The 20,315-nt window shown below is 64.3% G+C and carries 21 protein-coding genes (1 of these 21 cut by a window edge); 6 read left to right on the top strand and 15 right to left on the bottom strand.

Going from position 1 to position 20,315, the window contains the following annotated elements:
- The 9 genes from msrQ to mrcB form a co-directional block, all read right to left on the bottom strand.
- Nucleotides 1–387, bottom strand: partial view of a protein-methionine-sulfoxide reductase heme-binding subunit MsrQ gene (msrQ, locus tag KHO27_RS25485; RefSeq protein ID WP_110701704.1) — the 5' portion only. The gene continues 222 nt to the left of window position 1, outside the view; 387 of the gene's 609 nt are visible here — the first part of the coding sequence; the start codon lies at nucleotides 385–387; the stop codon falls past the left edge of the window.
- On the bottom strand, nucleotides 387–1,400 hold the full coding sequence (msrP, locus tag KHO27_RS25480) for a protein-methionine-sulfoxide reductase catalytic subunit MsrP (protein ID WP_214500955.1): 1,014 nt from the start codon (nucleotides 1,398–1,400) through the stop codon (nucleotides 387–389). Before msrP ends, msrQ begins: the two co-directional genes overlap by 1 nt.
- 77 nt (nucleotides 1,401–1,477) lie before the next feature.
- A complete protein-coding gene (gene pssA / locus KHO27_RS25475) occupies nucleotides 1,478–2,329 on the bottom strand; it encodes a CDP-diacylglycerol--serine O-phosphatidyltransferase (protein WP_028691215.1) in 852 nt (283 codons plus the stop codon).
- A gap of 150 nt (nucleotides 2,330–2,479) precedes the next feature.
- A complete protein-coding gene (ilvC, locus tag KHO27_RS25470; protein WP_027917653.1) occupies nucleotides 2,480–3,496 on the bottom strand; it encodes a ketol-acid reductoisomerase in 1,017 nt (338 codons plus the stop codon).
- Between the two features lie 54 nt (nucleotides 3,497–3,550).
- Nucleotides 3,551–4,042, bottom strand: coding sequence for an acetolactate synthase small subunit (gene ilvN, locus KHO27_RS25465; RefSeq protein ID WP_003250040.1), 492 nt, complete (start codon nucleotides 4,040–4,042; stop codon nucleotides 3,551–3,553).
- Nucleotide 4,043: 1 nt separating this feature from the next.
- Nucleotides 4,044–5,768, bottom strand: coding sequence for an acetolactate synthase 3 large subunit (locus KHO27_RS25460; RefSeq protein WP_214500954.1), 1,725 nt, complete (start codon nucleotides 5,766–5,768; stop codon nucleotides 4,044–4,046).
- A 407-nt stretch (nucleotides 5,769–6,175) separates the two neighbouring features.
- Nucleotides 6,176–6,508 (bottom strand): YqcC family protein, encoded by a 333-nt coding sequence (locus KHO27_RS25455; RefSeq protein ID WP_102683217.1) that lies wholly within the window; start codon nucleotides 6,506–6,508, stop codon nucleotides 6,176–6,178.
- Nucleotides 6,505–7,284: a tetratricopeptide repeat protein gene (locus KHO27_RS25450; protein ID WP_110701708.1), complete on the bottom strand. Its 780-nt coding sequence runs from the start codon at nucleotides 7,282–7,284 to the stop codon at nucleotides 6,505–6,507. Before KHO27_RS25450 ends, KHO27_RS25455 begins: the two co-directional genes overlap by 4 nt.
- Nucleotides 7,285–7,310: 26 nt before the next feature.
- Nucleotides 7,311–9,632, bottom strand: coding sequence for a penicillin-binding protein 1B (gene mrcB / locus KHO27_RS25445; protein ID WP_102683215.1), 2,322 nt, complete (start codon nucleotides 9,630–9,632; stop codon nucleotides 7,311–7,313).
- A gap of 117 nt (nucleotides 9,633–9,749) precedes the next feature.
- Between mrcB and KHO27_RS25440 the strand changes: the two genes are divergently transcribed.
- From KHO27_RS25440 to KHO27_RS25430, 3 genes are all read left to right on the top strand, one after another.
- Nucleotides 9,750–11,312, top strand: a complete 1,563-nt coding sequence (locus tag KHO27_RS25440) for a bifunctional aminoglycoside phosphotransferase/ATP-binding protein (protein ID WP_102683214.1) — start codon at nucleotides 9,750–9,752, stop codon at nucleotides 11,310–11,312.
- Nucleotides 11,313–11,412: 100 nt separating this feature from the next.
- Nucleotides 11,413–11,766: a pentapeptide repeat-containing protein gene (locus tag KHO27_RS25435; RefSeq protein ID WP_102683213.1), complete on the top strand. Its 354-nt coding sequence runs from the start codon at nucleotides 11,413–11,415 to the stop codon at nucleotides 11,764–11,766.
- 268 nt (nucleotides 11,767–12,034) lie between these two features.
- A complete protein-coding gene (locus KHO27_RS25430) occupies nucleotides 12,035–12,319 on the top strand; it encodes a TfoX/Sxy family protein (RefSeq protein ID WP_046854091.1) in 285 nt (94 codons plus the stop codon).
- Between the two features lie 171 nt (nucleotides 12,320–12,490).
- On the opposite strand, the gene KHO27_RS25425 is transcribed toward KHO27_RS25430, so the two are convergent.
- From KHO27_RS25425 to KHO27_RS25410, 4 genes are read right to left on the bottom strand one after another with little or no spacing between them, the layout of a single operon-like run.
- Nucleotides 12,491–13,384 (bottom strand): ChaN family lipoprotein, encoded by an 894-nt coding sequence (locus KHO27_RS25425; protein ID WP_110701712.1) that lies wholly within the window; start codon nucleotides 13,382–13,384, stop codon nucleotides 12,491–12,493.
- A 12-nt stretch (nucleotides 13,385–13,396) separates the two neighbouring features.
- A complete protein-coding gene (locus KHO27_RS25420; RefSeq protein WP_110701714.1) occupies nucleotides 13,397–14,164 on the bottom strand; it encodes a heme ABC transporter ATP-binding protein in 768 nt (255 codons plus the stop codon).
- The gene (locus tag KHO27_RS25415) at nucleotides 14,164–15,147 is read right to left on the bottom strand and encodes a FecCD family ABC transporter permease (protein ID WP_178082060.1); all 984 of its coding nucleotides are present in this window, start codon (nucleotides 15,145–15,147) and stop codon (nucleotides 14,164–14,166) included. The genes KHO27_RS25420 and KHO27_RS25415 overlap by 1 nt, the downstream gene beginning before the upstream one ends.
- A 50-nt stretch (nucleotides 15,148–15,197) precedes the next feature.
- Nucleotides 15,198–16,082, bottom strand: a complete 885-nt coding sequence (locus KHO27_RS25410; protein WP_214500953.1) for a heme/hemin ABC transporter substrate-binding protein — start codon at nucleotides 16,080–16,082, stop codon at nucleotides 15,198–15,200.
- A gap of 162 nt (nucleotides 16,083–16,244) precedes the next feature.
- Between KHO27_RS25410 and KHO27_RS25405 the strand changes: the two genes are divergently transcribed.
- Nucleotides 16,245–16,562 carry a Rieske (2Fe-2S) protein gene (locus KHO27_RS25405; protein ID WP_023631907.1) on the top strand — a complete coding sequence of 106 codons (318 nt, stop codon included), beginning with the start codon at nucleotides 16,245–16,247 and terminating at the stop codon, nucleotides 16,560–16,562.
- Here KHO27_RS25405 and sfsA read toward each other — a convergent pair.
- Both sfsA and KHO27_RS25395 read right to left on the bottom strand, forming a co-directional pair.
- Nucleotides 16,552–17,265 carry a DNA/RNA nuclease SfsA gene (gene sfsA, locus KHO27_RS25400; RefSeq protein ID WP_110701720.1) on the bottom strand — a complete coding sequence of 238 codons (714 nt, stop codon included), beginning with the start codon at nucleotides 17,263–17,265 and terminating at the stop codon, nucleotides 16,552–16,554. The two genes, KHO27_RS25405 and sfsA, sit on opposite strands and share 11 nt — an antisense overlap.
- A gap of 3 nt (nucleotides 17,266–17,268) precedes the next feature.
- Nucleotides 17,269–18,441: a pyridoxal phosphate-dependent aminotransferase gene (locus KHO27_RS25395; protein ID WP_214500952.1), complete on the bottom strand. Its 1,173-nt coding sequence runs from the start codon at nucleotides 18,439–18,441 to the stop codon at nucleotides 17,269–17,271.
- A gap of 213 nt (nucleotides 18,442–18,654) precedes the next feature.
- On the opposite strand from KHO27_RS25395, the gene dksA reads away from it, so the two are divergent.
- Both dksA and gluQRS read left to right on the top strand, forming a co-directional pair.
- Nucleotides 18,655–19,101 (top strand): RNA polymerase-binding protein DksA, encoded by a 447-nt coding sequence (gene dksA / locus KHO27_RS25390; RefSeq protein ID WP_110701722.1) that lies wholly within the window; start codon nucleotides 18,655–18,657, stop codon nucleotides 19,099–19,101.
- A gap of 99 nt (nucleotides 19,102–19,200) precedes the next feature.
- On the top strand, nucleotides 19,201–20,088 hold the full coding sequence (gene gluQRS, locus KHO27_RS25385) for a tRNA glutamyl-Q(34) synthetase GluQRS (RefSeq protein ID WP_214500951.1): 888 nt from the start codon (nucleotides 19,201–19,203) through the stop codon (nucleotides 20,086–20,088).
- Nucleotides 20,089–20,315 lie beyond the last annotated feature (227 nt).

Here is a 20,315-nt window from a genome sequence, read left to right as displayed (position 1 = left end):
GGAAGTGACCGCCAGCGCCAGCAAGCCAAGAAAACCCAATGCACCGACAATGATGTAAGGCCGTTTGCGCAGCTCGACGCCAAACTGCCCCCAGTCCAGCCCCAGGATGAACACCAGGTACGCCGTCAGGTGCAGCACTATATAAGCAAAGCACCACAGCCCCAGCTGCCGCCGTACCACGATCCACCCCGACCACCCCGTCAACCGCTGCAGCGGTGTCATGCTCAGGGTGATCAACAGGAAGACCAGCGCCCCCAAGCCAAGGCGATCGACCATGATCTTTCCCGGATCCGGGCCGAGCGACCCCATGGCTGCCTCATACAACCACCACACGGGAAACAGGCACCCGATCACGAAGATCGCCAGGCGCAGCCACGGATAGCGCATCAATAGTTCTTCCGCAGGTCGAGGCCGGTATACAGCGACGCCACTTCATCGGCATAGCCGTTGAACATCAGCGTATCGCGCACATTGGGGCTGAACAGCCCGCTGGGCAGGCGCCGCTCGCGGGCCTGGGTCCAGCGCGGGTGGTCGACCGTCGGGTTGACGTTGGCATAGAAGCCGTACTCGTCCGGCGCCAAACCCTGCCAGGTAGTCGCAGGCTGCTCGGCCACCAGGCTGATGCGCACGATCGACTTGATGCTCTTGAAGCCGTACTTCCATGGCACCACCAGGCGCAGCGGCGCGCCGTTCTGGTTGGGCAGCTCACGGCCATACATGCCAACCGCCAAAATCGCCAGCGGGTTCATCGCCTCGTCCAGTCGCAAGCCCTCCACATACGGCCAGTCGATCAGGGCGAAGCCGGAGCGCTGCCCAGGCATGCTCTTGGAGTCTTCCAGGGTTTCGAAACGGATATAGCGCGCCTTGGAGGTTGGCTCGACCTGCTTGAGCACCTCGGCCAACGGGAAGCCCAGCCAGGGAATCACCATCGACCAGGCCTCCACACAGCGCAGGCGATAGATGCGCTCCTCGAGCTGGTACGGTTTGACGAAGTCCTCCAGCGCATAACGCCCGGGCTTGGCGACTTCGCCATCGACCACCAGGCTCCACGGCTCGGTCTTCAGGCTGCCGGCATTGGCCGCCGGATCGCCCTTGTCGGGCCCGAACTCATAGAAGTTGTTGTAGTGGGTGGCGTCCTTGAACGGCGTGATGGCCTCGCCGCTGACGGTGACCGCCTGCCAGCGCGTGGCGCCGAGCTTGTCGCTGAACCAGCCTGGCGCGCTGCCCGCCTCGACATCGGCATAGCGGGAAACCTCCGCCGCGGCGCCCAACCGGGGCAAGGCGCCCAGGGCTGCACCTGCGAGGCTGGCGCCCAGCAGCTTGCGACGGGAGAGGTAGAAACCTTCGGGGGTGGTCTCGGACGACTTGCAGTCGCTGGATCGGGGAAGCTTGATGAGCATGGCGGCTCCACAGTACGGGTAGCTGATGTACACGTAAGACTATGGAGCCGGCAGGTTATTCCGCGATTAAATCCTTGTCAGGATTTGCGACGGCGCGCCCGCAACAGGAACTGGATCGGCCCCGATGCAGCATAGGCGAGGAAGATCAGCAGCAGGATGCGCGGCGGATCGCTGAATACCACGGCGAACACCAGCACCACGGCGAGGATCGCGACAAAGGGCACGCGGCCCTTGAGGTCGAGCTCCTTGAAACTGTTGTACTTGATGTTGCTGACCATCAGCATGCCGGCGGCAGCCACCAGCAAAGCCACCAGGAACGACAGCTTGGAACCCTGGATGCCATAGTCGCTGAACGCCCAGACGGTACCGGCCACCACGCCGGCCGCCGCCGGGCTGGCCAGGCCGATGAAGTAGCGCTTGTCGGCGGTGCCGACCTGGGTGTTGAAGCGCGCCAGGCGCAGGGCCGCGCCGGCCACATAGATGAAGGCGACCATCCAGCCGACCTTGCCCATGTCGCCCAGGGCCCAGCCGAACGCCAGCAGCGCTGGGGCCACGCCGAAGGCGACCATGTCCGACAGCGAGTCGTACTCGGCACCGAAGGCGCTTTGCGTATTGGTCATGCGCGCCACGCGACCGTCGAGGCCGTCGAGGACCATGGCGACGAAGATGGCGATGGCGGCGAAGGCGAAGTACTTGCTCGCCTCGCGTGGATCACCCGCGCTCAGGGCGCTCTGCGCGCTCATCGAGCTGATGATGGAATAGAAGCCGGCGAACAGGTTCGCGGTGGTGAACAGGTTGGGCAGCAGATAGATACCGCGGTGACGCACCTTGCGCCCTTCGGCGTCGTGGCCTTCTTCAACGTGCTCATCGACAGGTAGCAGGCTTTCGGCGTCGGAGGGCTTGTTCGGCTCTTCGGGACGTTCGCTCATGAAAAGTACCTTGCAACAGGGTGGAATATGTTCGACATGGGCTCTGCAAAACGGTTCTGACAGCGAGCCACTGGTCGCTTTATACCAGAAGCTGACCGCGCAAACGAAAAAACGCGGCCGAAGCCGCGTTTTTCATTATCGACGCAAGACTCAGTTCTTGGTCTTGTCGACGATCTTGTTGGCCGAGATCCACGGCATCATCGAACGCAGTTGCTCGCCGATGATCTCGATGCCGTGAGCGGCGTTGTTGCGACGCTTGGCGGTCATCGAAGGATAGTTGGTGGCGCCTTCGCTGATGAACATCTTCGCGTACTCGCCGTCCTGGATGCGCTTCAGAGCGTTGCGCATGGCCTTGCGGGATTCTTCGTTGATGACTTCAGGGCCGGTGACGTACTCACCGTACTCGGCGTTGTTGGAGATCGAGTAGTTCATGTTGGCGATACCGCCTTCGTACATGAGGTCAACGATCAGCTTCAGCTCGTGCAGGCACTCGAAGTAGGCCATTTCCGGGGCGTAGCCCGCTTCGACCAGGGTTTCGAAACCGGCCTTGACCAGCTCGACGGTACCGCCGCACAGAACGGCCTGCTCACCGAACAGGTCGGTTTCGGTCTCGTCCTTGAAGGTGGTTTCGATGATGCCGGTACGGCCACCGCCAACGCCAGCGGCGTAGGACAGGGCGACGTTCTTGGCGTTGCCCGAGGCGTCCTGGTAGATGGCGATCAGGTCAGGGATGCCGCCACCTTTGACGAACTCGGAGCGCACGGTGTGGCCCGGCGCCTTCGGTGCGATCATGATCACGTCGAGGTCGGCACGCGGAACGACCTGGTTGTAGTGGATCGAGAAACCGTGGGAGAAGGCCAGGGTGGCGCCTTTCTTGATGTTCGGCTCGATCTCGTTCTTGTACAGCTGGCCCTGGAATTCGTCCGGGGTCAGGATCATGACCAGGTCGGCGGCAGCGACGGCGGTGGCCACGTCGGCTACTTTCAGGCCGTGGGCTTCTGCCTTGGCAACGGTGGCCGAGCCTTTACGCAGACCGACGGTAACGTCCACACCGGAGTCCTTCAGGTTGCACGCCTGGGCGTGACCCTGGGAGCCGTAGCCGATGATGGCGACTTTCTTGCCCTGGATGATGGAGAGGTCGCAGTCTTTGTCGTAGAAAACTTTCATGAAAATACCCCTGGTTATATCTCGGCCCCTGTGGAGCCATCGCTATTTTTGAAGTTAGATGCTGAGCACTTTGTCGCCACGGGCAATGCCGGTGACGCCACTGCGCACGGTTTCGAGAATCGATGCGGTGCCGATGGCCTGGATGAAGCTGTCCAGTTTGTCGCTGGTGCCGCTCAGCTGCACGGTGTACACGCTGGCGGTCACGTCGACGATCTGGCCACGGAAGATATCCGTGGTGCGCTTGATCTCGGCGCGCTGGGCACCGGTGGCCTTGACCTTGACCAGCATCAGTTCGCGCTCGATGTGGGCGCTTTCCGACAGGTCGACAAGCTTGACCACTTCGACCAGCTTGTTGAGGTTCTTGGTGATCTGCTCGATCACTTCGTCATGGCCAACGGTGGTCAGCGTCAGACGCGACAGGGTCGGGTCTTCGGTCGGCGCCACGGTCAGGCTTTCAATGTTGTAGTTGCGCTGGGAGAACAGGCCGACCACGCGAGACAAGGCACCAGGTTCGTTTTCCAGCAGCAGGGAGATGATGTGCCGCATGTCAGGTACGCTCCGTCTTGCTCAGCCACATGTCACGCATCGAGCCGTCCTTGATCTGCATCGGATAGACGTGCTCGGTCCGGTCGACCGCGATGTCAATGAACACCAGGCGGTCCTTCATCGCGAAAGCCTCTTCCAGTTTCGGCTTGAGGTCTTTCAGGCTGGTGATGCGAATGCCCACATGGCCATAGGCCTCGGCCAGCTTGACGAAGTCCGGCAGCGACTCGACATAGGAGTGCGAGTGGCGACCGTTGTAGGACATGTCCTGCCATTGGCGAACCATGCCCAGCACACCGTTGTTCAGGTTGACGATCTTCACCGGCAGGCCGTACTGCATGCAGGTGGACAGCTCCTGGATGTTCATCTGGATGCTGCCTTCACCGGTGACGCAAGCCACGTCCTGATCGGGGAAGTTGAGCTTGATGCCCATGGCCGCCGGGAAACCGAAGCCCATGGTGCCCAGGCCACCGGAGTTGATCCAGCGGTTGGGTTTGTTGAAGCGGTAGTACTGCGCCGCGAACATCTGGTGCTGGCCCACGTCGGAGGTGATGAAGGCATCGCCCTTGGTCACTTCGCACAGGGTCTCGATGACCTGTTGCGGCTTGATGATATTGCCGTCGCCCTTGTCGTAGGGGAACAGCTCACCGTCGCCACGCCATTCGTCGATCTGCTTCCACCAGGCGTCGAGCGCCGCCTTGTCGGGCTGCTCGCCGATTTCCTTGAGGATGCCGAGCATTTCGCTCAATACGCTCTCGACCGGACCGACGATCGGTACGTCGGCCTTGATCATTTTCGAGATCGACGCAGGGTCGATGTCGATGTGGATGATCTTGGCATTCGGGCAGAACTTGGCCGGGCCGTTGACCACGCGGTCGTCGAAACGCACACCGACAGCGAAGATCACGTCGGCGTTATGCATGGCCAGGTTGGCGGTGTAGCTGCCGTGCATGCCGAGCATGCCGAGGAACTGGCGGTCGGTGCCCGGGTAGCCACCAAGGCCCATGAGGGTGTTGGTGACCGGCAGGTTCAACGACTTGGCGATTTCGGTCAGGGCTTCGGAGCCACCGCCGAGAATCACGCCGCCGCCGGAGTAGACCACCGGGCGCTTGGCCGCGAGGAGCATTTCGGCAGCCTTGCGGATCTGCCCGGAGTGGCCGCGCAGGGCCGGGCTATAGGAACGCAGCTTGACCTTTTTCGGGTAGATGTACTCGAACTTCTCGGCCGGGTTGGTCATATCTTTTGGAATGTCGACCACGACCGGACCGGGACGGCCGGACTGCGCCAGATAGAAGGCTTTTTTCAGGACTTCGGGGATTTCCGAGGCGTGCTTGACCATGAAGCTGTGCTTCACGATCGGCCGGGAGATACCGATCATGTCGGTTTCCTGGAACGCATCGGTGCCGACCATGGTGCTGGGCACCTGGCCAGACAGGATGACCATCGGGATGGAATCCATGTAGGCGGTGGCAATGCCGGTGATGGCATTGGTCGCGCCTGGGCCGGAAGTCACCAGTACCACACCGGCCTTGCCGGTGGCACGGGCGTAACCGTCCGCCATATGGGTGGCAGCCTGCTCGTGACGAACCAGGATGTGCTGGACTTCCGGTTCCTTGAACAAGGCATCGTAAACATGAAGGAGAGCACCGCCAGGGTACCCGTAGATGTGCTTAACGCCTTCGTCGCGCAAAAAGCGGACGACCATTTCAGCGCCGGATAAGAGCTCCACGTTGTTCACCTCTAAAACGCCAGAATACCGCCCTCACTGAGCGGGTCTTATTAGGTTTACTGCCAAGCAGAGCATGAGCGAACGTCAGCACTGACTGAGCAAGTATTGGGAATACCCTGGTGTGTTGCGGGCCTTCCCACCCAGCGCGAGGTAACGCGTTGCGGGGTGTTACAAGTCGGCGCGGGTGTGCGCCTCATGATCTGCTTAGCGGGTCTGCTTCTGGCAGTCCCTCTACAGCGGAATCTGGATTCTTGTGATTCGGCGCTCACAAGTCAAGAGAAATTATTGCCAATTTTTCATCAAGATGAATTCTCACCACCACTAATGGCGCGAGCAGCAGCAGGAAAAATAAGATTTCCATAAAAAAGGGCCACAATCTGCGGCCCTTGAAGGAAAAACGGTAGAAATCAGGCGGAAGGCGCGATCAATTGGTCGAAAGTTGCGAGCAAACGCCGTAGCTCGCGGCTTTGTTCCGGACGGTCGACGAACACCGTCTCGGCCATCACCAGGATGCCCGAGGCGTTGGGCAACGGGTGCCCGTGCTCGAGGATCAGCTTCATGCGCGGCAGGAATATCCACTGCAGCCACTGTTCGAAGGCCATGCGGTCCACAGCGAACGGTTCCACGCTGGCCAACGCCTCGGCACTGGGGGTGGCGTCGCTCCACCAGCCCTGGACCTTGAGCTCCTGCTCGATCAACAGCAGTTGGTCGGCAATATCGAGAATGCGCTGCTCCATCACAGGTTGACCCGCGCCTTCTGCCGCGCCAGGGCGGCACCTGCGCTGTCACCCTGTTTTTCACGGGCCTGGGCGATGGTGCTCCACAGCTGGGCCTGCAGGTCTGGGCGACCGTTGGCGTAGGTCAGGGCACGGCGCGCCAGTTGCTCGGACTGCGCGGCATCGCCCTGGGACAGACGCACCTGGGCCAGGCGGAACAACACCTGCGGCTCACGCGGGGCAATGCGCTGGGCACGCTCCAGGCTCGACGCGGCGCCGTTGAAGTCGCCGCTGCCCTGCTGCTGCTGGGCAGTGGTGAGCAAGGCCAGCACCGGGCCGTCTAGCTGCTCGTCGGCCGACAAGCCACCACTGGACGCGTTGCCACGCGGAATACCGGTCGGGGCGCTGGTCACCGGCGCCGGGTTGCTCATCGAGGCGATGTCGAACGGTTCGTCGGCAATCGGGTTGGGGTTGGTCGTGATCGGCCCACTGCTGACCGGGCCCGGGGTGATCGGACCGGTGCTGATCGGTGCGGGGCCCGTGCCTGCCGGGAACGACTGGATCGGCGCGCCGCCTGTCCCTTGCGGGATCATCACGGTGACGCCGGAGTCTTCCGGCAATGACTGGGCCTGGCTGCTGCCGCCGCTGGTCGGATAAGCCGACGTGCGGTTGGCCGAGACGCGCTCGCTGTTGGAGACCCGGGTGCTCGAATCGACCACCGGAATATTGCCACGCGGGACGCTGGTACAGCCGTGCAGAACGGTCACTGCCGCCACGGCAGGAATCCACCACTTGTTCACTTCACACCCTCTTCAGAAGCTCGCGCTCAATTCATCCAGCCCTTGACCCAGTCCATCACCTCTTCGGCCGGGTTCTGCTCGCCGCCACAGGCGGCGCCTGCGGGCGGTTCACTGCCACGAATATACGGCATCTGCACCGCTCCCGGACAGCTGCCGTCGGAACCCTGGCCGCTGTAAGGGTCGATCCAGGCCTGCACCACGTTGTCCGGCTGCGGCATGTCCAGCGGCAGCGGGTCGGCCTTCTTCATGAAGCTGGTCCACACCTGCAGCGCGCCGGTGGCTCCGGTGAACGGCGTCTTGCCGTTGTCGTCGCGGCCCAGCCAGACCACCGCCAGCAGGTCCTGGCTGAAGCCGGAGAACCAGCTGTCGCGCGAGTCGTTGCTGGTGCCGGTCTTGCCGGCCAGGGTCAGCGAACTCGGCAGCACGCTGTATACCGAGCGCCCGGTACCTTCGCGCATCACCCGCTGCATGGCGTTCTGCACCAGGTAGATCGAGCCTGGGTCGAAGGTCTGCTGGATTTGGAACGGGTAGCGCTTGAGCGGCTCGCCTTCGGCGGTGAGCACGCTGCGGATACCGCGCATCGGCGTGTTGAAGCCGCCGTTGGCGATGGTCTGGTACATGGTCGCAACCTGCATCGGCGACATGCCGCCGGCGCCCAGCAGCATCGACGGGAACGCCGGCCAATCGACCTGCACGCCCAGCCGACCGATGGTCTTGATCACGTTGGGCACGCCCACTTCAAGGCCCAGCTTGGCGGTGGACAGGTTGTAGGAGTTGGCCAGTCCCTGGTACAGGTAGATGGTGCCATGGGGGCGGCGGTCGTAGTTCTGCGGCCGCCATACCTGGCCATCGGCGCCCTTGACCGAGAACGGCTCGTCCTGCACCCAGCTGGTGAGGGTGAACTTGCTCGGTTGCTCCAGCGCGGTCAGGTAGACCGCCGGCTTGACCAGCGAACCGATCGGCCGCACCGCGTCGATGGCACGGTTGAAACCGGCGAAGCCCGACTGGCGGCTGCCGATAAGCGCCTGCACCTCACCGGTTTCCGGGTTGGTGACGACCATCGCCGACTCGACTTCGTCGGCGCCCTTGCGCCCGGCCAGGCGTTTGAAGGTCTCGCTCATGGCGGTTTCGGCCTTCATCTGCAGGATCGGATCGAAACTGGTGAAAATGCGCAGGCCTTCTTCGGTAAGGTCTTCGTCGCGGTAGTCCTGGCGCAGCTGACGCTTGACCAGGTCGAGGAAGGCCGGGAACGAACTGTCGGCCAGGCTGCCACGCTTGGTCACGCCCAGGGGCATCTTCTTCGCCGCGTCGACCACGTCCTGAGTGGCCACGCCTTGCTCGGCGAGCAGGTCGAGCACCAGGTTGCGCCGTTGCAGGGCGCGCTCGGGGTGGCGGCGTGGGTTGTAGTAGGACGGGCCCTTGACCATGCCCACCAGCAGGGCGATCTGGTGCAGCTTGAGCTCCTGCAGCGGCTGGCTGAAGAAGAACTGGCTGGCCAGACCGAAGCCGTGCACGGCGCGCTGGCCGTCCTGTCCGATGAACACTTCGTTCAGGTAGGCCTCGAGGATCTCGTGCTTGTCATAGTGCACTTCCAGGAGCAGCGACATCATCGCTTCGGTCAGCTTGCGACTGAGACTGCGCTCGTTGGTGAGGAAGAAGTTTTTCACCAACTGCTGGGTCAGGGTACTGCCGCCCTGGCGCATGGCGCCGGACGAGGTGTTCACCCAGACGGCCCGGGCGATGGACTTGGGCGACACGCCGAAGTGGCTGTAGAAGTCGCGGTCCTCGGTGGCGATCAGGGTTTCCACCAGATACGGCGGCACCTGATCGATCTTGATCAGGATGCGGTCTTCGAGGTTCTTCGGGTAGATGCCGCCAATCATCAGCGGCTCAAGGCGCACCACGTCGAGCTTGCCGCCGTTGGCACCACTGAGGCCCGCGACATAATCGCCGGAGAAGCGCACGCGCACGAACTGCGCCGGCTCCATGCCCTCGTAGAACTGGAAGCCACGGGTATTGAGGTCGACGGTATTGCCGTTGACCGACGCCGCCCCCGGGCCGTTGGCCGCGCTTTCCCGACGGTAGCCGAGGGCATCGAGCTCGGTGAGGAAGTCGTTGCGGCTCAGCTTCTGGCCGACGAACAGCTCCAACGGCCGGGCATACACCTTGGCCGGGATGGTCCAGCGCTTGCCGGAGAACTTCTCCTGGACAGTGGCGTCGAGGTAGACCGCGAAGCCGGCGATCAGTACCAGGCCGACCAGGCTGAGCTTGAGCGCCCAGCCCAGCCAGGCACGGGCACGGCCGGTCGGGCGTTTTTTAGGAGTGCGGGAATTTCGGGTACGAGTCATGGCGGCGGATTATACGCACTTTGGAAAAGGGAGGCAGACGCCCCTCGGCGGTTTGCAGGGACGGCACCATTGACCATAATGTTCGATTCGAATTCCCTGACCCCTGAAGGATGATCCGTGAGCCAAGCCCTGATCAGCGCGCTACAGAACCCCGCCCTCTATCCGCACCCTGTCGCGGGCTTCGAGCTCATCGAGACGCATATCTCCTGGGTCCTGCTTACCGGCGAGTTTGCCTACAAGATCAAGAAACCGATGAACTTCGGCTTCCTCGACTTCACCGGCCTCGACCAGCGCGGGCATTTTTGTAACGAAGAGCTGCGCCTGAACCAGCGCCTGACCGAAGGTCTGTACCTGGAAGTGCTGCCGATCACCGGTAGCGTCGAAGCGCCGCAGATCGACGGCGAAGGCCCGGCGATCGAATACGCGCTGAAGATGCGCCAGTTCCCCCAGGGCCAGATGCTCAGCACCCTGCAGGCCAACGGCGAGCTGAACGCCGGCCATATCGACCAGATGGCCCGGCAGATCGCCGAGTTCCACCTGCAGGCGCCCAAGGTGCCGGTCGAACACCCCCTGGGCACCCCGGACGCGGTGATGGCACCGGTGGAGCAGAACTTCGAACAGATCCGCCCGTTCCTCAGCGACAAGGCCGACCTGCAGCAACTGGACGCACTGCAAGCCTGGGCCCAGGACAGCTTCAAGCGCCTGCACGGCCTGCTCGAAGCGCGCAAGGCCAATGGCTTCATCCGCGAATGCCACGGTGACATCCACCTGGGCAACGCCACCCTGATCGACGGCCAGGTGGTGATCTTCGACTGCATCGAGTTCAACGAGCCCTTCCGCCTGACCGACGTCTACGCCGACGTCGGCTTCCTGGCCATGGACCTCGAGGACCGCGGCCTGAAGTGCCTGTCGCGGCGCTTCATCAGCCAGTACCTGGAGCTGACCGGCGACTACCAGGGCCTGGAGCTGCTGAATTTCTACAAGGCCTACCGCGCCCTGGTGCGGGCCAAGGTCGCGCTGTTCAGCATGCCGGCCGAGGCCGATGGCGTGCAGCGCGCCACCACCCTGCGCACCTACCGCAACTATGCCAACCTGGCCGAGAGCTACAGCGCCATCCCTTCGCGCCTGCTGGCCATCACCCAGGGCGTCTCGGCGGTGGGCAAGAGCCACGTAGCGATGCGCCTGGTCGAGGCGCTCGGCGCAGTGCGCGTGCGCTCGGACGTCGAGCGCAAGCGCCTGTTCGGCAAGCAATCGGCGGCCGATGCCGGTCATCTGGAGGCCGGCATCTACGACAAGCAGGCCAGCGTTGCCACCTACCAGCGCCTGCACGAGCTGGCAGCGATCATCCTGCACGCCGGGTTCCCGGTGGTACTCGACGCCACCTACCTCAAGCATGAGCAGCGCAAGGCAGCGGCCGAGGTCGCCAGCGAGACCGGCGTGCCGTTCCTGATCCTCGACTGCCAAGCCCCGGACGCGGTGATCGCCAGCTGGCTGGCGCAACGCCAGGCCGAGGCCGTCGACCCGTCGGACGCCACCCTGGAGGTGGTCAAGGCGCAACAGGCCAGCCGCGATCCGCTGGATGCCGAGGAACTGGCGCAAAGCACCCGCGTCGACACCCAGGACGCCAACAACATGAACAAGGTGATCGAGCAGATTCGCCAACGCCTGCCCGGCCTCTGACCCGCCAGGCGTGAAGCAGTCGACAGTTCACGCCTGAAGTCCGGCGCCCCTCCAGCGATGGCATTACAATATCATCACACCCCACGGAGGAGGCGCCGCCATGAATCAACCCCGTCAGCTGGACAACGTACTGTTTGCGATGATCCGCGACGAGAAGATCGCGGCGTTCAACCGCGAGAAGCCCACCGACTCGCTCATCGACTTTCGCGGCGGTGATTTCCGTGGCCTGGACCTGCGCGACCTGGATGTGCGTGGCATCGACTTCACCGATGCCTACTTCCGCGCCGCCGACCTGCGTGGGCTGGACCTGCGGGAAAATGGCCTGGAAGGGGCGAGCCTGGCGCATGCGCAAATCTCCGGGACGTATTTCCCGGCCGAGCTGAGTGCCGACGAGATCCTGATGTCGGTGAAGTTCGGGACGCGGATGCGCTATCGCAGCCCACGCCACGGGTAAGCGCCTGGCCTGCACAAGGCTGTGGCCACGAGCCTTGCGGGAACGGATACACGTGGGAGCGGGCTTGCCCCGCGATAGCATCAGCCCCTGCGATCGCCGTCGCGGGGCCAGCCCGCTCCCACGTTTGCCCGCTCCCGTCCAGCCAGAACGCTACATCCCGTCGGCCCCGATGGCAAAAGGCCGCGTAATCCACAACCCCCGCTACACTCCTCATTGACCTGCTCGCGATTTATCCCCACGACCCGTTCAGCCATCGCAAGGAGGCTCGATGAACGATGAATTGCAGCATCTGAAAAACCTTGGCAAGACCTCCGCGCAATGGCTGCATGCTGTCGGCATCCACAGTGCATCGGACCTGCGCCGGCTCGGCGCGGTGGGTGCCTATCAGGCCGTAAGAACGCGAGGATTCCGGGCTTCGAAGGTGTTGTTGTACGCCATCGAGGGCGCCCTGCTGGACATGCACTGGAATGACCTGCCGGTCGAACGCAAACAAGCGTTGAACCAGCAGCTCGATGCCAAGTGCCCAGCCCAATCACAAAAGAACGAAAAATAATTGTGCAAAGGCATTGACTCCGAAATGAGAATCGTTATGATTATCACAACTGGTCGCGAGACCGGTTGGGTAACCTGAATGCTCCCTGGTTCGGACGCTCAGATTATCTCCTCATCAGGCTAATCACGGTTATTGACCCGGCTTTTTGCCGGGTCTTTTTTTGCCTGCGATTCAGTGGCCCTTGCGCAGTTGGGCGCAGTAGTCCTGCTCCGGTGTCGCCGGTGTGTACCAGACGAAGTCAGCCATGGCCGGCTCGACCGTTTCCCCCACTTCCGCCAGCAACAGCACCTTGTCCTCGGGCTTGGCGTCGAGGTCGGCCAGGTGCAGCGGCACGCCGAGATCCTTGCGCGCATGGTAGCTGCCGGTGAGCAACAGCGCCGGCTGCGGCGCGGCCAGCAAGCGCTCGGCGATGCGCCGGTCACGCTGCTGCTGCACCGCCAGCATCGCCGGTAGCTGGCTTTCCGGCAGCAGATTGCAGTGGCCGGCACGCACCTGTACCAGCAACGCCTGCACCACTGCCGGCGCATTGGAGCGTTCGCCAGGTGGTGTCGCTGGCTGGCGATAGGCCTGGCGGATTTCATCGGGCGACAGGTTCGCCGCCAGTAGCGGGTATGGCTGGCCAAGGGCCTCGCGCACGATAGGCCCGTACAGCGCCCAATCCCAGCCAGGTTGCCAGGCCAGCGCCTTCGGCAGGTCGGCGGCAGGCGTTACCTTGCCCTTCTGCGCATCGACCAGCGCCTGCTGTTGCGGCTCGAGCATTTCCAGCAGCAGGCTGCCCTGCGCGCGGCGGCTCTCCAAGGCGCGCAGCAGCCACAGTTGCAAGCGGTGGTGGTCGGGGTTGTCGTGCTTTTCACCCACCAGCACCCGTGGCGCATCGGCCAGGCGCTGGACCAGCTGCCCAGGGCTCAATGGCTGGCCGGTCGACAATTCGATGATCTGCCCCAACTGGACGTTGTCGCGGCCCTCGGTCCCCTGCCAGGCCGGCACGGGCGGCAGGCTCGCCTGGCAACCGCCGAGCGCCAGCGCCAAACAGATGGACAAGCCGGACAGCAAGGGATGGCGCATGGCGAATGGCTCCTAGCGAGTGATGATCAGCGGATGGCCGCGCTCCGGGTGAGGTTGCACCAGAACGTCGATGCCGAACACCGCCCGCAGCGCCGTCGGAGTCAGCACTTGTTGCGGTGTGCCCAGTGCATGGCTGCGGCCCTGCTCCAGCAAGAGAATATGGTCACAGTAGCGCGCCGCCAGGTTCAGGTCATGCAGGATCACCAGCACCGACGCGCCTCGGTCGGCGAAACTGCGTACCGCCTGCAGCGTGGTGTGCTGATGCAGCGGGTCCAGCGCAGAAGTGGGTTCATCCAGCAACAGCGTGGTGCCGGGCTCGCCCGGCCACAGCTGGGCCAGCACCCGCGCCAGGTGCACGCGCTGGCGCTCCCCCCCGGACAGCGCCAGGTAGCTGCGCTCGACCAGGTGCTGAGCATCCGCCGCCGCCAGCGCCGCCTCGACGATTTCCCGGTCGCGCTGACGGCCGCTGGCATGGGGCAGGCGGCCGAGGCCGACCACTTCCGCGACACTGAAGGCAAAGCCAAGGCTGGACGCCTGCGGCAGTACCGCCAGGCGCCGGGCCCGCGCCTGGCCCGACCAGGCGTCCAGTCCGCGCCCATCGAGCTGCACGCGCCCGGCGCTGGGCGCCAGTTCGCCACACAGGGCGCCGAGCAGGCTACTCTTGCCGGCGCCATTGGGCCCGAGCACACCCAGCACCTGCCCTGGCCGCAACGTGAGGTTGATGTCGTGCAGCACCTGGCTGCCACCGCGCTTGAGGGACAGCCCTTGGACGTCGAGCATCAGTTGCGCACCTTCACCAGCAGGAACAGGAAGAATGGCGCCCCGATAAAGGCGGTGACGATGCCGATCGGCAACTCTGCCGGGGCCAGGGCCAGGCGTGCGACCAGGTCGGCGAACAGCAGCAAGGTACCGCCCGCCAGCAACGAGGCCGGCAGCAGCACCCGATGATCCGGCCCCGCCACCAGCCGCACCAGGTGCGGCACCACCAGGCCGATGAAGCCGATCAGGCCGGCCGCGGCAACCGCCGCCCCCACGCCGAGCGCGGTGCAGAACACCAGCTCGCGCTTGAGCTTTTCGACCTCGATACCCAGGTGCCGGGCCTCCGACTCCCCCAACAGCAACGCGTTGAGCGCCTGTGCCCGGCGCGGCAGCCACAAGGCCACGGCTGCCGCCACCAGCAGCAAGGGCCACAGTCGCTCGTAGCTGGCGCCGTTGAGGCTGCCCAGGTTCCAGAAGGTCAGGGTGCGCAGGGTGGCGTCGTCGGCCAGGTAAGTGAACAGGCCCACCGCCGAGCCGCCCAGCGCGGTCATCGCGATACCGGCCAGGAGCATGGTCGCCACGTTGGTCTGGCCGTCGCGGCGCCCCAGGCGATAGACCATCGCTGTCACGCCCAGGCCGCCGACGAAGGCACACAACGACAATAGATAAGGCGCGAACCAGTCAGCAATGCCGCCCAGCCAACTGCCGCCGACGATCGCCACCGCGGCCCCCAGGGCGGCGCCGCTGGCGACACCGACCAGCCCCGGATCGGCCAGCGGGTTGCGGAACAACCCCTGCATCGCCACGCCGGACAATGCCAGCACCGCGCCGACCGCCAGCCCCAGCAGGGTTCGCGGCAGGCGGATCTGGCCGAGGATCATCTCGGCCTGCTCCAGGCCCTCGCCACTGACCGGCAACCCGACCAGGCGCAGGCCGGCGCGCAGGGTATCGAACAGCGGCAGGCTGACCGGCCCCAGCGCCAGCGACAACCACACCGCCAGCAGGCACAGCAAGGCCAGGGTAATGAACAACGTACGTGGTCGAACCCGCGGCATCATGGATTGAGGCTGGCCTTGGCGGCGGGATAGAAGCTGGCGGCCAGCTCATGCAGGGTGGCCGGCAGGCGCGGGCCGAGGCCGCCGACCAGCAACGTCGGGTCGAGCGACAGCAGGCGCTTGTCGCGCACCGCGCGGGACGTCGCCAGGGCCGGGTTTTCCTTGATCAGTGCCTGCAAGGCCTTTTCACCGCTGAGGGCACGGTCAGAGAACACCACCACGTCCGGATTCAGCGCGGCGAGGGCTTCCACCGAGAAGTTCTTGTAGCCCTGGTGATCGGCAAGATTGTGCCCTCCCGCCTGACGCAGCACCCAGTCCCCGGCAGTGCCCTGCCCGGCGATCATCGGCTTGGCGCCGGCATGCCCGACCAGCAGCAACACCCCAGGCGCCTTCTGCCCGGCCTGGGCCTGCTCGACCTGTTTGTGCAACGCCTCCAGTTGCTGGCGGTAATCGGCAGCCAACGTCTCGGCTTTGCGTTCGTCGCCAAGCAATGCCCCCAGGTGCTTGAGGTTCTCGTCAACCGCGCCCACTTCGGCCTTGCTGGAGAACAGCTCGACCCGCACCCCGGCGTTGCGGATCTGCGCCAGCACCGGCGGTGGCCCCATTTCCTCGGTGCCCACCAGCACGTCAGGGCGCAGGCTGAGGATGCCTTCGGCCGACAACTGGCGCTGGTAACCGATGCTGGGCAGCGCCTTGAGCGACTCGGGATGCTGACTGGTGGTGTCGACGCCGACCAGACGCTGCTCACCGCCCAGGGCGCTGATCCACTCGCTCAAGGCACCGCCGGCGCTCACCCAGCGCTGTGGCAGCTCGGCGGCCATGGTGTGGGTAGATAGGGCAAGACCGGCGCACAGGGCAATCAAGGCAGCGGGACGGCGCATCATCGGATTCCTTTGCAGAGGGCGGGCAGCACACCTTGTGGCGGGCGGCACAAGTGCGCACCATAGACAGCCTGGCGCGACGAATGCGGGCAATTTGATAATTATTCGCATTGAAGCGTCAAGCCATCCCTTTGTCACACGGCTTAACCGGAAGACTCCGCTGCGATGCATTTTCTCTGCGCCTCCAACGACCTCGCCGAGGGCCACAGCCGCGCCTTCAGCGTAGCCGGCATAGCGCTGTTCGGCGTGCGCCGCCAGGGCACGGTCCACCTCTATCGCAACCGCTGCCCGCACCGGGGCATCCCGCTGAACTGGGCGGCGGACAGCTTTCTCGATGACAGCGCGAGCCTGATCCAGTGCGCCCATCACGGGGCCCAGTTCCTGATAGAAAGCGGCGAATGCATTACTGGCCCCTGCGCGGGCGAATGGCTGGAAGCCCTGGACTGCCGGGAAGACAGCCAGGGCATCTGGCTTACGGATTGAGCAATACCGGCAGTGGCCGGTCGATGACCAGTTGTTGGGCATCCAGGCGCGTGCCATAAGCCAACACCTCGACCCCTTCCGCCACCGCGGCGCGCAGTGCCTGGGCGTAGGCGGCGTCGATCTCCTGGGCCGGGCGCACGGCCTCGATGCCGGTCAGGTTCACGCAATACAGCTGCACCGCACGGATGCCCTGGCGTGCCAGGGCGGCCAGCTCGCGCAGGTGTTTGGCCCCACGCTGGGTGACGGCGTCGGGGAACGCCGCCACGGCGGTATCGGGGTAACCGAGGGTCACGCTCTTGACCTCGACGTAGGCCTTGTCGCCATTGGCGAACTCCAGGTAGAAGTCGATACGGCTACGTTCCTCGCCATACGCCACTTCACGCTTGAGCGTGGTGAACCCGGCAAGCTCCGTGATCACCCCGGCCCGCAGCGCTTCCTCCACCACCGCATTGGCGCGCCCGGTGTTGACACAGGCCAGCCGTCCCTGGGGCGTTTCGCTGATCTCCCAGGTACCGGGCAGCTTGCGCTTGGGGTCGTTGGAGCGGCTGAACCACACCTGCCCGCCCTCGCGCATGCAATTGAGCATGGAGCCGGTGTTGGGGCAGTGAATGGTCAGTTGCTCGCCGGTGGCCAGTTCGATATCGGCCAGGAAGCGTTTATAGCGGCGCAGCAGGCGCGCCTGTTCCAGTTGCGGAAACAGCATCCGTCAGCCCTGCCAGCTTTTCAGGCCACGGGCGATGCGCTGCACCGCCTCCTCCAGACGTGGCAGGTTCTGGGTGTAGGCAAAGCGCACGTGGTGGCCGGCCTGGTAACGACCGAAGTCCAGCCCCGGGGTGAATGCCAGGTGCTCGGTTTCGAGGAAGTGCCGGCAGAATGCGAAGGCATCGCCGCCGAACGCGCTGATATCGGCATACAGATAGAAGGCGCCTTGCGGCTCCACCGCGATACCGAAGCCCAACTCACGCAATGCCGGCAACAGGTAGTCGCGGCGGCGGGCGAACTCGGCGCGGCGCTCCTCGAGGATTGCCAGGGTTTGCGGCTCGAAGCAGGCCAGCGCGGCATGCTGGGCCATGCTCGGAGCACTGATGTAGAGGTTCTGCGCCAGCTTTTCCAGGTCCGCTACCGCCGACGGCGGCGCCACCAGCCAGCCCAGGCGCCAGCCGGTCATGCCGAAATATTTGGAAAAACTGTTCAGGACGAAAGCCTCATCGTCGACTTCCAGCACGCTCGGCGCATCCATGCCGTAGGTGAGGCCGTGGTAGATCTCGTCCACCACCAGATGCCCATGGCGCTCGCGGGTGGCCTTGGAAAGGCTGGCCAGCTCGTCGCGGTCGAGCACCGTGCCGGTCGGGTTGGCCGGCGACGCCACCAGGGCACCGACCGTGTCTTTGTCCCAGTGACGCTCGACCAGATCGGCGGTCAGCTGGTAATTGACCTCCGGCCCCACCGGCACCAGCTGCGCGCCGCCTTCGACCAGGCGCAGGAAGTGACGGTTGCACGGGTAGCCCGGGTCGGCCAGCAGCCAGTGCTTGCCCGGATCGACCAGCAGGCTGCTGGCCAGCAGCAGCGCGCCGGAACCGCCCGGGGTGATGAGCACGCGCTCCGGGTCGAGGGCCACACCATAGCGTTGGCCATAGAACCCGGCGATTGCCTCACGCAGTTGCGGCAAGCCGCGGGCAGCGGTGTAACGGGTGTGCCCGGCGGCCAAGGCAGCCTGGCCCGCGGCGACGATGGGCGCGGCGGTGGTGAAGTCCGGCTCGCCGATCTCGAGGTGGATCACGTCGTGGCCCGCAGCCTGCAACTCGTTGGCACGCGCCAGCAGGGCCATCACGTGGAAGGGTTCGATGGCGCGACTGCGCGCACTGTGTGGCTGAGCCATGGGCCTTCTCTCAATTGGGTCTAAACTGGTGATTCTACCTGTGCGCCGCAGCGAACGTGCCGCCCGTCCTGCTGTCAATAGCAGGCATAGGACGGGGTAGCGCACCCCGGATCTATCTGGTAAGTTCGGCGGCTCGCAGTCGCAGGGCCGGCGGGTGCCGGCGATGGAAGCAAGCCTGCGCATTGGATCAGATGAGTGAGAGGCGGTCTATTCATGTCCACCGTAGAAAAGCAAAAATCCGGTCAGACCATGTACGGTGTCGAGCCCTATAAAGAGACCAAGGGCGAAGAGTACATGGGCGAGCCCATGAAGAAGCACTTCACCAAGCTTCTCAATGCTTGGAAAGGCGAGCTCATGCAGAGTGTCGATCGCACTGTAGACCACATGAAGGACGAAGCTGCCAACTTCCCAGACCCGGCTGACCGTGCCAGCCAGGAAGAAGAGTTCGCCCTGGAACTGCGCAACCGCGATCGTGAGCGCAAGCTGATCAAGAAGATCGACAAGACCCTGCAGAAGATTCAGGACGAAGAGTACGGCTGGTGCGACTCCTGTGGCATCGAGATCGGCCTGCGCCGCCTAGAAGCCCGCCCGACCGCCGACCTGTGCTTCGACTGCAAGGAAATTGCCGAGAAGAAGGAAAAGACTGTCGGTAAAGGCTGATTCCAGAACCTCGCAGACGGGGCGTACTGGTTGTGGAGGCGGGCTTGCCCGCTCCTGCAATCGGTACGCCCCGTCTTCATTTATATAGCTGTGCAATCCATGAACGACTCCCGCTACATCGGCCGCTTCGCCCCCACCCCCAGCGGCTTTCTGCACTTCGGCTCGCTGGTAGCCGCCCTCGCCTCCTGGCTCGACGCCCGCGCGGTCGATGGCCGCTGGTTACTGCGTATGGAAGACACCGACCCGCCTCGGGAAATGCCCGGGGCACGCGATGCGATCCTGCAGACCTTGGAGCGCTACGGCCTGGAGTGGGACGGCGAAGTGGTGTTCCAGAGCCAGCGCCACGAGGCCTACGCCGCCGTGGTCGACCGTTTGTTCAGCATGGGCCTGGCCTATGCCTGCACCTGTTCGCGCAAGCAACTGGAAGGGTACGACGGTATCTACCCAGGCTTTTGCCGTAATGCCGGGCATCCCCGGCAAGACGCGGCCATTCGCCTGCGCGTACCGGAACTGATCTACCGCTTCACGGATCGCGTCCAGGGTAGCTTCGAACAGCACCTGGGGCGCGAGGTGGGCGACTTCGTCATCCAGCGCCGTGACGGGCTCTATGCCTACCAGTTGGCGGTGGTACTGGACGATGCGTGGCAGGGCGTTACCGACATCGTGCGCGGCGCCGACCTGCTGGACAACACGCCCCGCCAGTTGTACCTGCAGGAGCTGCTGGGGTTCTCGCAGCCGCGTTACCTGCACATTCCATTGATCGTGCAGCCCGACGGGCACAAGTTGGGCAAGTCGTATCGCTCGCCGCCACTTGAGGCGGACCAGGCGACGCCGTTGCTGCTGCGAGCATTGCGGGCATTGGGGCAGCAGACCGATCCGGCACTGGCGGGGGCCAGCCCGGCCGAGGTGCTGGCGGTGGCGCGCCAGCAGTGGCGGCCGGAGCACATTGCGCGGCAGATGACGGTGCCCGAGGCTGATTTGCGCTGAGGCAGTAGCGGCCCTATCGCGGGGCAAGCCCGCTTGTATGGTTAGACTTGAAGGGGTGGTGGGACTAAATGCCCGATTCTGACTGTTCGCATCAGTACAGACCGTGGGAGACATCGCCCCACCCCTTCCACCAAAGCGCCGATAAAGAATGCATCGTTTGCAAGCGACGATAGAAGCAAGCCAGCGCCTCTTGGTGAAACCCCTTCAAGCCCAAAAACCATAACGTG

It is taken from the genome of Pseudomonas sp. RC3H12, assembly GCF_018596375.1.
Lineage (GTDB): Bacteria > Pseudomonadota > Gammaproteobacteria > Pseudomonadales > Pseudomonadaceae > Aquipseudomonas.
Note: the sequence above shows the minus strand (reverse complement) of the source record. Positions and strands in the feature narration are given on the sequence as shown.

Coding starts and splice junctions, on each gene's coding strand:
- mrcB (WP_102683215.1), bottom strand. CDS start 9,632: ATGACTCGTACCCGAAATTCCCGCACTCCTAAAAAACGCCCGACCGGC.
- dksA (WP_110701722.1), top strand. CDS start 18,655: ATGTCCACCGTAGAAAAGCAAAAATCCGGTCAGACCATGTACGGTGTC.
- KHO27_RS25430 (WP_046854091.1), top strand. CDS start 12,035: ATGAACGATGAATTGCAGCATCTGAAAAACCTTGGCAAGACCTCCGCG.
- KHO27_RS25435 (WP_102683213.1), top strand. CDS start 11,413: ATGAATCAACCCCGTCAGCTGGACAACGTACTGTTTGCGATGATCCGC.
- KHO27_RS25420 (WP_110701714.1), bottom strand. CDS start 14,164: ATGCTCGACGTCCAAGGGCTGTCCCTCAAGCGCGGTGGCAGCCAGGTG.
- gluQRS (WP_214500951.1), top strand. CDS start 19,201: ATGAACGACTCCCGCTACATCGGCCGCTTCGCCCCCACCCCCAGCGGC.
- ilvN (WP_003250040.1), bottom strand. CDS start 4,042: ATGCGGCACATCATCTCCCTGCTGCTGGAAAACGAACCTGGTGCCTTG.
- KHO27_RS25410 (WP_214500953.1), bottom strand. CDS start 16,082: ATGATGCGCCGTCCCGCTGCCTTGATTGCCCTGTGCGCCGGTCTTGCC.
- KHO27_RS25395 (WP_214500952.1), bottom strand. CDS start 18,441: ATGGCTCAGCCACACAGTGCGCGCAGTCGCGCCATCGAACCCTTCCAC.
- ilvC (WP_027917653.1), bottom strand. CDS start 3,496: ATGAAAGTTTTCTACGACAAAGACTGCGACCTCTCCATCATCCAGGGC.
- sfsA (WP_110701720.1), bottom strand. CDS start 17,265: ATGCTGTTTCCGCAACTGGAACAGGCGCGCCTGCTGCGCCGCTATAAA.
- KHO27_RS25405 (WP_023631907.1), top strand. CDS start 16,245: ATGCATTTTCTCTGCGCCTCCAACGACCTCGCCGAGGGCCACAGCCGC.
- KHO27_RS25425 (WP_110701712.1), bottom strand. CDS start 13,384: ATGCGCCATCCCTTGCTGTCCGGCTTGTCCATCTGTTTGGCGCTGGCG.
- pssA (WP_028691215.1), bottom strand. CDS start 2,329: ATGAGCGAACGTCCCGAAGAGCCGAACAAGCCCTCCGACGCCGAAAGC.
- msrP (WP_214500955.1), bottom strand. CDS start 1,400: ATGCTCATCAAGCTTCCCCGATCCAGCGACTGCAAGTCGTCCGAGACC.